Origin of the sequence: Niastella koreensis GR20-10, assembly GCF_000246855.1 — a bacterium.
In the GTDB taxonomy this organism is placed as follows: Bacteria; Bacteroidota; Bacteroidia; order Chitinophagales; family Chitinophagaceae; genus Niastella; species Niastella koreensis.
Genome location: NC_016609.1, coordinates 6,099,197 through 6,114,403 on the forward strand (window position 1 = coordinate 6,099,197; position 15,207 = coordinate 6,114,403).

General features: G+C 44.8%; 14 protein-coding genes, 6 tRNA genes and 1 pseudogene. 7 read left to right on the forward strand and 14 right to left on the reverse strand.

Annotated elements, in window-relative coordinates; translation table 11 throughout:
- Positions 1-66: 66 nt before the first annotated feature.
- Positions 67-762 carry a 50S ribosomal protein L1 gene (gene rplA / locus NIAKO_RS24195; protein ID WP_014221089.1) on the reverse strand — a complete coding sequence of 232 codons (696 nt, stop codon included), beginning with the start codon at positions 760-762 and terminating at the stop codon, positions 67-69.
- 43 nt (positions 763-805) lie between these two features.
- Positions 806-1,249 (reverse strand): 50S ribosomal protein L11, encoded by a 444-nt coding sequence (rplK, locus tag NIAKO_RS24200; protein WP_014221090.1) that lies wholly within the window; start codon positions 1,247-1,249, stop codon positions 806-808.
- A 1,388-nt stretch (positions 1,250-2,637) separates the two neighbouring features.
- On the opposite strand from rplK, the pseudogene NIAKO_RS39835 reads away from it, so the two are divergent.
- A pseudogene (locus NIAKO_RS39835) lies at positions 2,638-2,709 on the forward strand (SWIB/MDM2 domain-containing protein); the annotation flags it as partial.
- A 621-nt stretch (positions 2,710-3,330) separates the two neighbouring features.
- Here NIAKO_RS39835 and nusG read toward each other — a convergent pair.
- The 12 genes from nusG to rpsU all read right to left on the reverse strand — a co-directional run bounded on the left by nusG (position 3,331) and on the right by rpsU (position 8,848).
- On the reverse strand, positions 3,331-3,897 hold the full coding sequence (gene nusG / locus NIAKO_RS24215) for a transcription termination/antitermination protein NusG (protein WP_014221092.1): 567 nt from the start codon (positions 3,895-3,897) through the stop codon (positions 3,331-3,333).
- A 2-nt stretch (positions 3,898-3,899) separates the two neighbouring features.
- A complete protein-coding gene (secE, locus tag NIAKO_RS24220) occupies positions 3,900-4,091 on the reverse strand; it encodes a preprotein translocase subunit SecE (protein WP_014221093.1) in 192 nt (63 codons plus the stop codon).
- A gap of 26 nt (positions 4,092-4,117) precedes the next feature.
- Positions 4,118-4,188, reverse strand: a tRNA-Trp gene (locus NIAKO_RS24225).
- 96 nt (positions 4,189-4,284) lie between these two features.
- On the reverse strand, positions 4,285-5,472 hold the full coding sequence (tuf, locus tag NIAKO_RS24230; protein WP_014221094.1) for an elongation factor Tu: 1,188 nt from the start codon (positions 5,470-5,472) through the stop codon (positions 4,285-4,287).
- 361 nt (positions 5,473-5,833) lie between these two features.
- Positions 5,834-5,902, reverse strand: a tRNA-Thr gene (locus tag NIAKO_RS38700).
- A gap of 24 nt (positions 5,903-5,926) precedes the next feature.
- Positions 5,927-5,998, reverse strand: a tRNA-Thr gene (locus NIAKO_RS24240).
- A gap of 38 nt (positions 5,999-6,036) precedes the next feature.
- Positions 6,037-6,109: transfer RNA gene (locus NIAKO_RS24245), tRNA-Gly, on the reverse strand.
- A gap of 106 nt (positions 6,110-6,215) precedes the next feature.
- Positions 6,216-6,298: transfer RNA gene (locus NIAKO_RS24250), tRNA-Tyr, on the reverse strand.
- A 38-nt stretch (positions 6,299-6,336) separates the two neighbouring features.
- Positions 6,337-6,409: transfer RNA gene (locus NIAKO_RS24255), tRNA-Thr, on the reverse strand.
- 614 nt (positions 6,410-7,023) lie between these two features.
- Complete coding sequence (locus NIAKO_RS24260; protein WP_014221095.1) at positions 7,024-7,323, reverse strand: HPF/RaiA family ribosome-associated protein; 300 nt, start codon at positions 7,321-7,323, stop codon at positions 7,024-7,026.
- Positions 7,324-7,642: 319 nt separating this feature from the next.
- Positions 7,643-8,557: a tyrosine-type recombinase/integrase gene (locus NIAKO_RS24265; protein ID WP_014221096.1), complete on the reverse strand. Its 915-nt coding sequence runs from the start codon at positions 8,555-8,557 to the stop codon at positions 7,643-7,645.
- A 93-nt stretch (positions 8,558-8,650) separates the two neighbouring features.
- Positions 8,651-8,848, reverse strand: a complete 198-nt coding sequence (gene rpsU, locus NIAKO_RS24270; protein WP_014221097.1) for a 30S ribosomal protein S21 — start codon at positions 8,846-8,848, stop codon at positions 8,651-8,653.
- Positions 8,849-8,944: 96 nt separating this feature from the next.
- Here rpsU and NIAKO_RS24275 point away from each other — a divergent pair, with 96 nt between their 5' ends.
- The 6 genes from NIAKO_RS24275 (at position 8,945) to NIAKO_RS24300 (ending at position 15,170) form a co-directional block, all read left to right on the forward strand.
- Complete coding sequence (locus tag NIAKO_RS24275; protein ID WP_014221098.1) at positions 8,945-9,532, forward strand: riboflavin synthase; 588 nt, start codon at positions 8,945-8,947, stop codon at positions 9,530-9,532.
- A 36-nt stretch (positions 9,533-9,568) separates the two neighbouring features.
- Positions 9,569-10,609: a Gfo/Idh/MocA family protein gene (locus NIAKO_RS24280; protein ID WP_014221099.1), complete on the forward strand. Its 1,041-nt coding sequence runs from the start codon at positions 9,569-9,571 to the stop codon at positions 10,607-10,609.
- A gap of 50 nt (positions 10,610-10,659) precedes the next feature.
- Positions 10,660-11,400, forward strand: coding sequence for a glycosyltransferase (locus NIAKO_RS24285; RefSeq protein ID WP_014221100.1), 741 nt, complete (start codon positions 10,660-10,662; stop codon positions 11,398-11,400).
- Between the two features lie 12 nt (positions 11,401-11,412).
- Positions 11,413-12,438 (forward strand): glycosyltransferase family 2 protein, encoded by a 1,026-nt coding sequence (locus NIAKO_RS24290; protein WP_014221101.1) that lies wholly within the window; start codon positions 11,413-11,415, stop codon positions 12,436-12,438.
- Complete coding sequence (locus NIAKO_RS24295) at positions 12,435-13,931, forward strand: hypothetical protein (RefSeq protein WP_014221102.1); 1,497 nt, start codon at positions 12,435-12,437, stop codon at positions 13,929-13,931. The genes NIAKO_RS24290 and NIAKO_RS24295 overlap by 4 nt, the downstream gene beginning before the upstream one ends.
- Before the next feature lie 78 nt (positions 13,932-14,009).
- Entirely contained in the window at positions 14,010-15,170 is a 1,161-nt protein-coding gene (locus tag NIAKO_RS24300; RefSeq protein WP_014221103.1) for a radical SAM/SPASM domain-containing protein, read from the forward strand.
- Positions 15,171-15,207 lie beyond the last annotated feature (37 nt).

Sequence of the window (15,207 nt, forward strand, 5' to 3'; positions counted from 1 at the left end):
CTAAATTTTTATTGGTTCAACTCATAACCCCGGTTTACCGGAACTACTTCGTCGCGTTATTAAAGTTTAGTTCATTAAAGATTTTGTGTCAACTGCAATTGCAGGGCTCATAGAACTTGCCATGAACACGCTTTTCAGGTAAGTACCTTTTGCAGAAGAAGGCTTTGCCTTTACAATTGCATCGATCAGCTGATGGCTGTTCTCAGCAATTTTCTCAGGGCTGAAGCTTACGCGGCCGATAGAAGCGTGGATGATACCAGCTTTATCAACCTTGAAGGCGATTTTACCACCTTTCATATCATTTACAGCTGCAGCTACATCATTGGTAACAGTACCTGTTTTAGGGTTAGGCATCAGGTTACGGGGACCTAAGATCTTACCCAGTTTACCAATTTTAGGCATCACTGAAGGCGTAGCGATGATAACGTCTACGTCAGTCCAGCCACCTTCAATTTTTTGAACAAACTCATCCAGGCCAACAAAATCGGCGCCGGCTGCTTTTGCATCAGCTTCTTTATCGGGCGTACATAATACCAGTACTTTTTTGGTTTTACCAGTACCATGAGGCAGGATAACGGTACCACGAATAGCCTGATCGGCTTTCTTGGGGTCAACACCCAAACGGATGTGAAGGTCTACCGATGCATCAAACTTGGTTGTATTAACGGTTTTCACGATAGAGGAAGCCTCTTTCAGTGAATACACTTTATTTTTATCGACTTTCGCGTCGACTGCTTTTCTTTTTTTAGGAACTCTTGCCATTGTAATTCAGTTTTACGACCCGCGTTACCGGGACAGTGAACAATTAATTTTCCCAGGGAGCTTTACCATCTACGGTAAGACCCATGCTGCGGGCTGTACCAGCCACCATACGCATAGCACTTTCCAGGGTGAAACAATTCAGGTCGGGCATTTTGTCTTTTGCAATAGCCTCTACCTGGTTCCAGTTCACTTTACCAACCTTATTACGGTTAGGCTCTTTAGAACCGCTTTGCAGTTTAGCAGCTTCCAGCAACTGAACGGCTGCAGGAGGAGTTTTAATTACAAACTCGAACGATTTGTCGCTATAAACGGTGATTAATACGGGAAGTACTTTTCCCATTTTATCCTGCGTGCGGGCGTTGAATTGTTTGCAGAATTCCATGATATTGATACCCTTGGAACCCAGTGCAGGACCTACAGGAGGAGCCGGATTTGCCTGGCCGCCTTTTACCTGTAGCTTTACGAAGCCGGTAATTTCTTTTGCCATGTTTACTGATTTATTGGTTCAAACGATGGTTCTCCCGTTAACCGGGATACTTGATCTCCCAAATTCTATCAACCGCCGAAGCATTTTGCGGAGGCGGTCTCCACCTTCGCTAAAGCTACGGTGGACGCTGAAAGAACTTTCTTTTGGGGACGCAAAGGTAAGATTATTTTTCAAAAAAGCAATTCTTTTTCAGAACTGGAAAACCAGCCCAAATATACGATGGAAGCAGGTTTCGGGTTTAAAGTTTAAAGTTCAGGGTTCAAAGTTTAAAGTTCCAGGTTCTGGGTTCTATGTTCTATGGTGGAGGCTTATTGTGTTCTTGGGTTATTAGGTTCGTAGGTTATTGGGTTCGTAGGTTAATGGGTTGACAGGCTTTTGAGGTTAGGCGTCATGGGTTAATTAGTCCCTGGGGGCCGGTTGTCAACTACTCATTCGCCAAGGATCAGTAACCAGAAGTCATACTTCAACTCCCCTGGCCTGGTCACCGGCAGCCCGAAGCGCCAGAGCCGGGCAGCTCCATGCCGAACGCAGCCCGATTAAATGCGCAAGCCAGATGCATTCACAGGCAAGCTGTCTTGTGATCGGTTGTCCCAAGTAAGGTCTGCAGAGCTTATGGCTTGCAGCTTACGGCTTGCGGCTTACAGCTTACGGCTTGCTGCTTGCAGCTTGTACCCGTAGCCTGCAATCGTAGTTCTACTGGCCCGGGCTATCAACATATGACTTTACACTGTCAGTTATTCTTCCTTTGCCCTTTGCCTTTCACCACTGCCAACTGCCTACTGCCTTTCTCACTACCATACAAAACTCAACGTTATTTGAACCTGTACTACCTTTGTACCTGTCTGTTTACAGATCATTGAAGTATTACTGCCGGTTAAACGCTTTATTAAATTTCAAGTAACAATAAAGCATGCAGTAACCAGTGGCCAACAACGCAGCAATGACAGCTTTCATACAGGTATTTTCCGGCCTGTTTTAACAGCCAGCCTGCTTGTACCTCTGCTATTATCCCGGTCTGAAACCCAGTGCCAATAAGGGTTTAACTACAGTGAAGGGTTTAGACACAGTTTACCTGCTTGCATGGTGCCGGTTCATAGGGAACACATCATAATATCACGTAAATGATGGCCGGAATTTTGCAAGAACATGCTCATAATACAGCCTGGTTACCCTTCATAAAGGGCTATCACTGTTAGCAAAAAGGGAGTAGTTTTTTATAATTTGAATTTTTATACGTAGCTTTTGCGTTTAATTAGTAATAACGCTTCTTCTTATAGAAATTAACCAACAACAAAAAACACATCAACACTATGGCCAAAGCAAAGAAAAAAGCAGCTAAAAAAGCAGCACCTAAGAAGGCAGCTAAGAAATCACCGGCCAAAAAAGCCGTGAAGAAGGCTGCAAAAAAAGCTGCCAAGAAAGCTGCTAAAAAAGCCGCTCCTAAGAAAGTAGCAAAGAAAGCAGTGAAAAAAGCCGCCAAGAAAGCCGCTCCTAAAAAAGCAGCAAAGAAGGCCGCTAAGAAAGCAGCTAAAAAAGCAGCGCCCAAAAAGGCCGCAAAAAAAGCCGCTAAGAAAGTTGCTTCAAAAGCGCCCGTTAAAAAGGCAGCTAAAAAAGCAGCCCCTAAAAAGAAAAGAGCTGTATCAAAACCAGTCGCTGAATCTGTTCAGGACGAACCCATCATTATTGCTCCTGTAATGGAAGAGGATGATGAAATGGAAACAGACACTGACGTTGATACAGATGTTGATACTGATGATGCTGATGACAACGACGATATAGAAGTTGAAATCGACGAAGTAGAAATTGAAGTGGATGCCGATGACAACGAAAATGCTGAAGAATCTGTTGAAGACGACATGGACGATGAAGATGATGAGGATGATGAAGACGAGCAGATGTAAGCCAATCCAGGTGATTGACTTCAACCAAAAAGATTAACCTTTCCCGATCGAGGAAAGGTTTTTTCTTGCCCAAACGTTTCCGGCCAACCGCTTTTTATCAGCCATTTTCATTGGGGAATGCGCATAAAAAAAACATCCGCCCTGAGGCAGATGTTTTACAAGTATTTTATGAACGAGGTCTTAACTTAATTTTTCAACCTGCATGTAGTTCAGCTCCACCGGCGTTGAACGGCCGAAGATCTTCACTGTTACTTTTAACTTCTTCTTCTCGTCGTTCACTTCTTCAATGATACCATTAAAGTCGTTGAAAGGCCCTTCTATGATCTTGATGGTTTCACCAACAATAAACGGCTCACTCATGCTCACCCCACCGGTTTCGGCCATTTCATCCATTTTACCGAGCATTTTATTTACCTCGGCCTTACGCAGGGCAATAGGATTTTCCTTACCCAGAAAATGGATCACATTAGTAGTATTCTTAATGGCTTCGCGTAAATCGTCAGAAAGTTTATTTTCCAGCACTTCAATCATTACATAGCCTGGGTAATAGTTTCTTTCACGCATTACCTTCTTGCCATTCTGCACTTTATAAACCTTTTCCACAGGAAGAAACACTTGCTTCACTACCTCGCCCCATCCACCGCGGGAAATCTCCTTGTCAAGGTACTCTTTTACCTTGCGCTCCTTGCCGCTCACTACCCGCAGCACATACCATTTAGTTTCTTGTTGTTGAATTGCTTGTTCCATTATTAAAATAGTGAATATAGTTGATGAAGCATCCACTGGGCAACCAGGTCCATAAACCAAACCACTCCGGTGATCAACAAGGTAGCTACCAGCACAATAACTGTAGACTGCTGTAATTGCGTCCAGGTAGGCCAGGTGACCTTTTCAACCAATTCCCGGTATGATTCCCTGAGGTAAGTTGATATTTTGTTCATATTCAAAGAATTAGAAAATAACCTAGCACGGGCACAAGGATTCGAACCCTGATCAAAGGTTTTGGAGACCTCTATTCTACCGTTGAACTATGCCCGTAGAAAGCAAAGTACCTGGAACAAATAAGGCCCAAGTACTTTGCAAATATACTAAACGCTTACCACTCAATGCCCATTTTCAGGGCCGATGGGGCGATTATTTCAGGATTTCAGTAACCTGACCGGCACCTACTGTACGTCCACCTTCACGGATCGCGAATTTCAAACCTTTTTCCATCGCGATAGGTTGGATCAGTTTTACATGCAGGTTGGTGTTATCACCAGGCATTACCATCTCAGTACCAGCTGGTAATTCTACTTCACCGGTAACGTCAGTAGTACGGAAGTAGAACTGAGGACGATATTTGTTGAAGAATGGAGTATGACGTCCACCTTCTTCTTTGCTCAGTACGTAAACTTCACCTCTGAACTCAGTGTGAGGAGTGATAGAACCTGGTTTTACGATTACCATACCGCGACGGATATCTTTTTTATCGATACCGCGTAACAGCAGACCAGCATTATCACCAGCTTCACCTTCATCCAACAATTTACGGAACATTTCCACACCAGTTACAGTAGAAACGATTGGTTTTTCAACCAGACCTACGATTTCTACACCTTCACCTACTTTAATACGACCTCTCTCGATACGGCCAGTAGCAACAGTACCACGACCAGTAATAGAGAATACGTCTTCAACTGACATCAGGAATGGTTGGTCAACCGGACGAGGAGGCAGAGGAATGTAAGTATCTACTGCTTCCATCAGTTCCAATACACCTTTAACCCATTTTTCTTCACCAGCCAGAGCGCCGGTTGCAGAACCTTTGATGATAGGAGTATTGTCGCCGTCGAAACCGTAGAAGCTTAACAGCTCGCGGATTTCCATTTCAACCAGCTCCAGTAACTCTGGATCATCAACCAGGTCAACTTTATTCATGAATACCACCATTTTAGGAACGCCTACCTGACGAGCAAGCAGGATGTGTTCTTTAGTTTGGGGCATAGGACCATCTGTAGCAGCCACAACCAGAATAGCACCATCCATCTGTGCAGCACCAGTGATCATGTTCTTCACATAGTCAGCGTGACCAGGGCAATCCACGTGTGCATAGTGACGATTCGCAGTTTGATATTCCACGTGCGCGGTGTTAATTGTGATACCACGCTCTTTTTCTTCAGGAGCTGCGTCGATTTCGTCATATTTTTTTGCCGTGGCCAGACCTGACTTAGCCAGGATGGTAGTGATAGCGGCAGTTAAAGTGGTTTTACCGTGGTCAATGTGACCGATAGTACCAACGTTAACGTGAGGTTTATCCCTCTTGAAAGTCTCTTTTGACATCGTTATCTGTTTTTAGTTGTGGTGTTTATAATTTATTAAAACCATCCTTTATGCTCCTTGCAGAGTAAAAGGATTTTATGTATCCAGCACCGGAAAGCCTATGAAGCTTCCGTTGCGTCGCACACTTCATCTTTAGTTCTATACTCAGCTATCTCCTCTTTCCGGTACCCTCCGGTCAGCTGCCGATATAGTATTATTCAAATAACTTCTAAGGTGTTGGCGAACTTAATCGCAAAATAACCTTTCAAAAATCTAATGAGCCGTTAGTGAGAATCGAACTCACGACCTTCCCGATTACCATCGGGATGCTCTGCCATTGAGCTATTACAACTTCCAAAAACCTTTCAAAAATCTAATGAGCCGTTAGTGAGAATCAAACTCAGCGACCTTCCCGATTACCATCGGGATGCTCTACCTGAGCTACAACTTTCATCAACATTTCAAAAATCTAATGAGCCGTTAGTGAGAATCGAACTCACGACCTCTTCCCTACCAAGGAAGTGCTCTACCACTGAGCTACAACGGCTGATAGGTTTGTGAGGCTAAAAAACCTAAAACCCAAAGAGCGGAAGACGAGGTTCGAACCCGCGACCTACAGCTTGGAAGGCTGTCGCTCTACCAACTGAGCTACTTCCGCATTTTAGTGAGCCAATTAGCCTAAGCTAATAACCCAATTGAAAAAGAACTTAACACTAAACAACCCGCCTTTTCCGCCGGTTGGCGGATCGGCGGGCGAATGTCAGTGGGCAGGAGAGGAGTCGAACCTCTGAAGTCGAAAGACAGCGGATTTACAGTCCGCCCCATTTGGCCACTCTGGAACCTGCCCGGATATATACCAAATGAAAATTGCAACCTAAATTGCTGAGCCACTTGTCGGAGTCGAACCAACGACCTACTGATTACAAATCAGTTGCTCTACCAACTGAGCTAAAGTGGCATATATTCTATCAAAAAACTTAACACTTTTCGGAACCAACCTTCGACCTTCCCGATACATCGGGATGCTCTACCAGCTGAAGAAGTGATTTATATTCTATCAAAAAACTTTCAATTTACCCCTCAAAACACCCGGCAAATTAATTGAAACTCAACCTAGTGTAGTGCCTCTCTCGCCTCATTTTCGCACCCTCTATTTTTTGAGGGATGGCAAAGGTAGGAGAATTTGTGTAACGGAAAAATTTTGGAGAAGTTTTTTTTTTCTAGTTTTCAACGATTTGCAAAATCTTTCAAGGAACACCGTTATGCAGCTGCAAATGTGCCGCTTTACTTGGAATTTTCAATGAAAAAGAGTTTAAAAAATTGCCGGCGCCATTCCTGGTTCGTTCCATGACTACACCTAAACCACCCCATTTACAACCCTTTTACAGGGTACGGGGGTTGTAAATAGGTAGTAAAAAGGTAGTATTTCGCTGGTAAAGGGATAGTGTTGGAATGTGTTGGAAGGAAGGAATACCGAAGGTGCATGGGCATAAAAAAAACCTCCCCGAGGGGGAGGTTTTAGAAGGTGAACTAAGGTATAAATTCTGAAATAATGTTTTGAGCGATCACAACTCAGGCAGCTTGCTTTTCCTTTTGTCTCTTTACCTGGCTAACCAACGATTCCAGGGCTGTATCAAATGACTCTTCAAACGATTTGGAACTTGATTTCACAAAAAACTGGTGACGTGGGACCTGTACTCTTATTTCTGCGACTTTGTCTTTTATTGTATGTACTACATTATCCAACTTCAGGTATACGTCAACCTTGATAATGCGGTCGTGAAAGGTATTAATTTTTTGAAGTTTACGATTAACATATTCGATCAATTTTGCATCAGCAGTAAACCGCACAGACTGAATGTTTACGTTCATAACAATCGCATTTTAACAGTGAAACAATATTTAAACAATAAATGAAAGATCTGATTTTTTATACCACCATTATGTAGAGGGGAGCAAACAGGGAGGTGGTTTACATGAGGACTTCTATCTACTACATAAGCACCATATTTAAGCTCTATGAAGATAATACAACGAGCCTGTATTTCCAAATTAAAAATGCCCCGTATTTGTCAAATAAATGTGCTTTACTACAACAAAACCATTACCGGTCTATTAGCATTTCTTTAGCATCATTTATCAAACAATTATTATCATACCGCAATATGATCTTCGTTAGGTAAATGATCATTTACGCCTTGGGATGCGCCTTCTTATAAATGTCCTTTAACTTCTCAATATTAAGATGAGTATACATCTGGGTAGCAGCTAAACTGGCGTGACCCAGTAACTCTTTTACATCATTTAGATCAGCTCCATTATTGAGTAAATGAGTGGCGAATGTATGTCGCAATACGTGGGGACTCTTTTTATCAATAGTCGTTACTACACTTAAACACTTCCTTATTGCATTGTACACATAACTAATTGACAGCTTTCGCCCTTTATCGTTCACCAGTAAATACACCCGGTTGGGTTGTTCAAGGATGCGGACCTTTTGTGCTATATACTCATTGATCTCTTTTTTTAATAAGGGGCTTACCGGTATCACCCGCTCCTTATTACCCTTTCCCAATACCTTGATACTACCAGCGGCAGTATTTACCTGGCTTTCTTTCAGGTTCACCAGTTCCGAACGCCGCATGCCAGTATTATATAAGATGGCCAGGATCAGCCTTTCTGTATGGCCGCTCCAGGTATCGGGGAATTCAATATGATTAAACAGGGTTTCCGTTTCCTTCTGTTCCATAAACACAGGCAATCGTCTGGAAGCCTTAGGTGATATAATGATAGTCATGGGCGATTGCTCTAACCCACCGATGCGAACAAAATATTTAAAAAATGATTTTAAAGCAGAGATCTTACGCTTGATGGTTTTGGCGCTGTTCTTATTCTCTTTCAGCGAAGCCAGCCAGCTGCGTACAAACGAGGGCGCTATTTCGGCAAGCGCCGGTTCCGGCATACTGAACTGCTCGCGCAGGTAGGTAAAAAACTGCTGCAGATCCTCCTGGTAGGCAATAATAGTGTGGGAAGAATACCTTTTTTCGAACCGCAGGTAGTTCAGAAAGTTATTGACTGTTACCTCATTATGTTGTTCAGAAGCCATATTGAAGCAAAAGATAGGTATAATCTCATATACCACAAACAAGAAAAGCCACTTGTTCAGTGGCTATTCTAATATTTTAATAACGAGTAGTTATTATCCTTCGATTTGTCCGCTGGCGATCTTCTGCTTGTACACAGCTTTCAACACCACATTGCGACGTTCTACCGATGGTTTAGTATAAGATTGACGTGCTCTTAATTGAACCAGGATCTTAGCTTTCTCAAATTTCTTTTTGTACTTTTTGAGGGCCTTGTCGATATTTTCGCAATCTTTTGAATCGATAATCAGCATAATTTATATACCTCCTTTAAGGCTTTTTAGGACTGCAAATATAGCCGAATTTTCCAAAATTCACAAAATCCCCCTAAAAATCCGACTTTTGCTTCCATGTTTACAGGAATAATTGAAACCATCGGCCGGGTAGAAGAAATTGTAACGTCAGGCACTAATAAAACCTTCTGGATCTCTTCTCCCCTCTCCCACGAACTGAAAGTAGACCAAAGTATTTCCCATAACGGCGTGTGCCTCACGGTAGAAGCCCTGCAGAACAGCCGCCACCAGGTTACCGCCATTGCCGAAACGCTTCAGAAAAGCAACATCGGCCACTGGCAAAAAGGCGACCTGGTAAACCTGGAACGCTGTATGATCATGAATGGCCGGCTCGATGGCCATATTGTTCAGGGCCATGTAGATACCACCGCCACCTGTATTGAAAGAAAAGAACTGGATGGCAGCTGGGAGTTCCGGTTCCGCTTTCCCGACCAATTTACCACCCTGGTTATTGAAAAAGGCTCCATCAGCCTCAACGGCATCAGCCTTACTATTTTCAATGTAAGCGCCAATGAGTTTACGGTAGCCATCATCCCTTATACCTTCGAACACACGAATATTCAAAATATACTGCCAGGCACCACCGTGAACCTGGAATTTGACATGGTAGGCAAGTATGTGAACCGTTTTCTTCAACGCGACTAAATATTAAGTACTTTTTTTAAGTACTTTTCCGGTCATATGCCATTTACCAGCTGGATAGACAAATACAAGGCGCTTCGCAAACAGTCCTATTTAAACGCTTTAAACAGGTACCGTTTGCAGTATGCATTCATTGGGGTTGGCAGCCACAGCCTCAGCAACCTGTATCCCTGTCTGGAGAACCTGCAGGTACCCCTGAAGTATATTTATAGCCGCCATGTGGAGCATGCCCAAAAACTGGCCGTGCGTTTTCCCGGCGCCACGGGTACCGGTCGCCTCAGCGATATCATGGAGAACGACCAGGTAAAAGGCATTTTCATTTGTTCGCATCCCTCACAGCATTATGCCTTGTTACAAAAGGCGCTGCAGGCCGGCAAGCACGTGTTTATTGAAAAACCGGCTTGTTATTCCCTGGCCGAATTACAATCATTGGTGCCGCTGCAAAAAGACAATGTGTGCCTGGTAGCACTGCAACGGCGCTCCTCCACCATCAACCTGTTACTAAACAAACACGGGTTGTTGAAAGATGCATCCAGCTATACCTATCGCTATTGCACGGGCCCCTATCCCGAAGGTGATGCATTGATTGAATTATTCATTCATCCCATCGATAACCTGGTACAGCTGTTTGGGCCCTCACATAGCCTGCAGGTACAAAAGAAAACCGGCAACGGCGTCACTTATCAGTTGCTTATTCAACATACAAATGGCGTTCAGGGCATGGTAGAATTAAGCACCCAGTATACCTGGAACGAAGCCATTGAAACCCTGGAAGTAAATGGCCTGCGTGGACTGGTGCAAATACAGCACCCCAACCAGCTAAGCGTATGGGAAAAGCCTGCACGCATCCTGGGCATGCCAATAGAAAAAGTGCTGCAGCGCCTCGCGGTTCAAAAGGTTTACCTGAACAACCGGGACTTTATACCGGCCGAAGCCAGCAACAGCCTGGTTATCCAGGGCTTTTATCCCGAAATAAAACACTTCCTGCACCTGGCAGAAAATAATAAAAAAGACCAGCGCGGTGAGCTGAGCTCCCTGGTGGCCACCTATGAATTGCTGGAGCAGTTAAAAAAATGGTGACCGCACCCATGCAACAAGGCCGGCCATAAGGCGTTAACAACAGATCAACTTTGAAGCAACAATACACTACCATATTAATAATCCCCTGCTTTAACGAAGCGCTGCGCATCAGCTCGGCCGATTATCTCGACTTCGCCCGGCAGCATCCCGATTATTTACTGGTATTTGTGAATGATGGCAGCACCGATACAACTGAAGACCTGATAAAGAAAATGCTGCCACACGCCCCCAATCTCGACTTCCATACCTACCCTACCAACCTGGGCAAGGCCGAAGCCGTGCGAAACGGTATGCAATATGCCCTTGAAACTTACGAGTTCACCTACATAGGTTTTGTTGATGCAGATCTCTCCGCCCCATTAACCGAATTTCTTTCATTACAAAATGCCATTGCCAACCACTCACCCATTAAAATAGCCATGGGCGCCCGCGTGCAAATGCTGGGGAGGAACATAAAAAGAAACCTGCTGCGTCACTGGTTCAGCCGCATCATTGCCACCTTTATTTGCAAGGTGTTGGACGAAGCTGTGTACGATACCCAATGTGGCGCCAAACTGTTTACGCAATCTGCCGCCACCGATCTGTTCCGGGACCGGTTCTTAAGCAAATGGTTATTCGATGTGGAGCTGCTGGCAAGACATAAAAAGAAATACGGCGCCGAACAGTTTAAAACCTCGGTAGTGGAGATCCCCGTCGGCAGCTGGACGGAAAAAGAAGATTCCAAACTGCGCTATCATCAGGTGTTCAGGATCCTGTTCGATTTGTACAAAATCAAAAACCACTACTTTTAATTGGTCATGCAAATGCCACAGGTAGCCATCGTACTGTTAAACTATAATGGTAAAAATTACCTCGAACAGAACCTGGGTTTTGTTCAGCAATGCAGCTATCCCAATAAAGCAATTTATATAATCGACAACGGTTCAACCGACGATTCACTGGCCTTCGTTAAAGCAAACTATCCTGCTGTTCACATCATTTGCAACAAGGAGAACCTGGGTTATGCCGCCGGTTACAATGCCGGGCTGGCCCACATCATGGCCGACTATTTTGTATTACTGAACACAGATGTGGAAGTGACCCCGCATTTTCTGCAACCGGTTATTGAGTTGATGGAAGCTGATGCCGGCATTGGGATTTGTCAGCCAAAGATCCTTTCCGGCACCAATAGAAACCGGTTTGAATATGCCGGTGGCGCGGGTGGATTTATCGATGCCCTGGGTTTTACTTTTACGCGTGGCCGGTTGTTCGACTATCAGGAACCCGACAATGGCCAGTACGATCAAAACGAGCACATCTTCTGGGCAAGCGGCGCCTGTCTTATTATAAAAGCCTTCGTTTTTACCGCGCTGCAGGGCTTCTATGGTTATTTCTTTATGTATTCAGAAGAAGTAGATCTTTGCTGGCGCGCCCAAACCCTGGGTTTTAAAGTATATGCCTGTCCGAAATCAGTGGTGTACCACCGCGAAACCACCCGGCTAACTGATCAGCCTGCCGACCGGATGTATTATATTTTCCGGAACAACTATGTAATGCTGCATCGCAACCTGCCGTGGCTTTCAGCCATTACCGTTTTACCGGCACGTTTTGCGTTGAATAAAATAGCTTTTTTTCACCTGCTGTTTATCGGCCGCTTTGCGCATGCGGGCAGCATAATAAAAGCAACTTTCCATTACTGGAAATGGGCCCTGTTCACCCAAAAAGAACGCACGCCAAAAAAAGCGTTGCGCAAATGCCAGGGCGTATACAAAGGCTCCATCGTATACCAGTATTACCTGTTGAAAAAGAAGAAATTTTCCGATCTTGTACCCGACGTTACCAAACCATGAACAACCCGCCATCATATACCCGGTATAAATTTATTATTGCTACCCTGCTGCTCATTTATGTTATCGTGGTAACCCGGCCCTGGGACCTGTACTTTCTTACCGATGATTTTGTACATATTCCATTAAGCACCCAAACCATTTGGGTACATTTCTCTTTCTTCAGGCCTGTTGCCAATATGGTAACTGCAGCAGAGGTGTGGTTGTATGGCAATCATCCGTTGGGTTTTCACATTACGTCGTTGTTACTGCATATAGCAGATACCTTTTTAGTAGTTGCACTCACTCGCGCCTTATTAAAGAAGTACAGCACACCGGATAAATATCAACAGGCGCCTTTTTTGATAGGCTGTTTGTTTTTTATTTATCCCTTTCACAGCGAGCCCCTGTTATGGGTGATAGGGCGCATTTCCATGATCGCTACTTTTTTTTACCTCCTGTCGCTTTTATTTTTCATCACGGCTAAAGGCTGGCGCCAATATGCGTTGTCTGTTTTATTTTTTATTCCGGCGCTGTTTACCTACGAAATCTCCTGGACCCTGCCATTGGTTATTACCATCCTGGCCATAGCAAACAGGTATCAGTATAAAAAAAGCTGGCCCGCTGCCATTGGTTCCGTTGTCCCGTACTGGCTGGTGTTTGGGCTGTTTGTAACCATCCGCTCCCTGTTGCTGAGGCGCGTGTTCACCGATTATGATGTGGAAGGGCATAGTATGAATCCCGTTGCCCTGCTGGGCAACCTGTTCAGGCTTTTTGCGCGCACCATAGCGCCGCCTGCACAGAGCACTGCGTTATTCATGATTGGTTTTGCCATAGCCGCCGGCTTACTAACCATACTGATTGTTTATTGCATCAAAAAGAAAGCGGTTACCATCCTGCATATACTCACTGCCTGTTTCCTTTGTATCACCTATTTGCCTGTTGTTACTTTTGGCACCGACACCCATGGCACCGAAGGCGAACGCTATTTATACCTGCCCTCGGTTTTTCTGCTGATCCTGCTGGCTTTATTGCTGTATGAATTGTCTGCCCGACTCAGGACCGGGATCATAGCTGTTGTTTTTATTGTATTTGCCGGCATGCTTGCTTTATTAGCACACAATTACCAGCATGCTTCCCGCATTGCCAAAAGCATCATCAACAACGTTAATCCGCCTTCCCCTATAAAAAACATCATTGCACTTAACCTGCCGGCCAATTATAAAGGCGCCATGATCTACCGCATGGGCTATCCGCAGGCGGTACGCTGGATGCGGCCCGACATCCGGTTCGACAGCGCCATTGTGGTAACTGCCGCCAGAACTTTTGTAATGATCCCCGATACCCTGCGTACCGGCACGCAACCTTCAGCTACCGGCCTGTCGTTTCAATCAACCGGAACAGACAGCCTGCTCATAGACTATAACAATAATAAGATCCCCTATTCACCCAAAACCGATCTGTTGATCTACTACCCACCCGGGCAATCCGGCGTTTTAATATACCCGCACCCGTAAAGGGCAAATCGCCCGGCGATCCCGGAAAACTATTGTATTTTTGGCCCAGGCCATTATCGTAAATACCTGAAAAACCAGATGTATACTTTTGCAGACTACTATAACCGGGGGATGACATTTTTGCGGAACCAGGCATTCCCGCATCACAAGCGTTTATCCAACCTGATGATCTATGCTACCGACCTGTGCGACAGCGCCTGCAAACATTGTCTCATCTGGACCAAACGCCCCGTTGTTTACCTGCCCAAGGAAAAGATCTTTGAGCTGGTAAGCAACAACAAATGCATTACCTCCCAAACCACCATTGGGTTAGAAGGCGGTGAATTTATGCTGCACCCCCAGGCCCTGGAGATCCTGGAATGGTTCACTAAACACCACCCCAAATTCGACCTGCTGAGCAATTGCCTTAAACCGGCCAAACTGATCGAGGCAGTCAAAAAATTTCCACCCAAAAGATTATGGATCTCGCTGGATGGCGACAAAGAAAGCTACCTGAATATGCGCGGGAAAGACGGGTACGATAATGTGCTGCAGGTAATCCGCGAGTTAAAAGACGTGGTGCCCATTTCGGTCATGTTCACCCTTTCGCCCTACAACGACTTTGCGGACATGAAACATGTGGCGGAAGTATGTAAACAAAATAACGTAGATATGCGGGTGGGCATCTACAATAACATTGCCTTCTTCGATACCATCGACCAGGCCCATACCACCGATATCGGTACCAAAAAAGAAGAAGAGGCGTTGACCCTGCAGGCAACCCGGAAATTAAAAGAGAACGCTTCCGCCACGTCCGATAGCTATGAAAAAAAGCTGGAAGACATTACTACAAAGATACCCTCGATCATAAAAGAGTTTAAAGAGAATTACGATTTCATGGTGTTGTACAACAACTGGCGCCAGCAGAAAACCCAGTTGCGTTGCTTCAGTATTTTCGACAGCATCATTGTATTACCCAATGGCGATGTGCCCATTTGCCAGAACCTCGATCTCAAACTGGGTAACATCCATACCGCCTCGCTCGACGCCATCATCAACTCCGCCGCTACCGTAGAACAGCAAAAAGAACACAGCCGCAATTGCAATAAATGCTGGATCAACTACCACCGCAAATACGATGTGGTGTTATACAAGTCCTTCGAAAACTTCTTTGGCCGTGGGGTAACCCAAAAACTCTTTGGGTATTACCAGTGGGACGAAAGCACCAAAACCACTTATAAAGAAATGTTCAACTCATAAAAAGTAAAAAGCCCCGACAGTATCGTCAGGGCTTTTT

Bases quoted from the DNA above. Each gene is read 5' to 3' on its own strand.
- nusG (WP_014221092.1), bottom strand. From the start codon at position 3,897: ATGGAACAAGCAATTCAACAACAAGAAACTAAATGGTATGTGCTGCGG.
- NIAKO_RS24295 (WP_014221102.1), top strand. From the start codon at position 12,435: ATGAACAACCCGCCATCATATACCCGGTATAAATTTATTATTGCTACC.
- tuf (WP_014221094.1), bottom strand. From the start codon at position 5,472: ATGTCAAAAGAGACTTTCAAGAGGGATAAACCTCACGTTAACGTTGGT.
- NIAKO_RS24275 (WP_014221098.1), top strand. From the start codon at position 8,945: ATGTTTACAGGAATAATTGAAACCATCGGCCGGGTAGAAGAAATTGTA.
- rplK (WP_014221090.1), bottom strand. From the start codon at position 1,249: ATGGCAAAAGAAATTACCGGCTTCGTAAAGCTACAGGTAAAAGGCGGC.
- NIAKO_RS24300 (WP_014221103.1), top strand. From the start codon at position 14,010: ATGTATACTTTTGCAGACTACTATAACCGGGGGATGACATTTTTGCGG.
- NIAKO_RS24265 (WP_014221096.1), bottom strand. From the start codon at position 8,557: ATGGCTTCTGAACAACATAATGAGGTAACAGTCAATAACTTTCTGAAC.
- rpsU (WP_014221097.1), bottom strand. From the start codon at position 8,848: ATGCTGATTATCGATTCAAAAGATTGCGAAAATATCGACAAGGCCCTC.
- NIAKO_RS24280 (WP_014221099.1), top strand. From the start codon at position 9,569: ATGCCATTTACCAGCTGGATAGACAAATACAAGGCGCTTCGCAAACAG.
- rplA (WP_014221089.1), bottom strand. From the start codon at position 762: ATGGCAAGAGTTCCTAAAAAAAGAAAAGCAGTCGACGCGAAAGTCGAT.
- NIAKO_RS24290 (WP_014221101.1), top strand. From the start codon at position 11,413: ATGCCACAGGTAGCCATCGTACTGTTAAACTATAATGGTAAAAATTAC.
- secE (WP_014221093.1), bottom strand. From the start codon at position 4,091: ATGAACAAAATATCAACTTACCTCAGGGAATCATACCGGGAATTGGTT.
- NIAKO_RS24260 (WP_014221095.1), bottom strand. From the start codon at position 7,323: ATGAACGTAAACATTCAGTCTGTGCGGTTTACTGCTGATGCAAAATTG.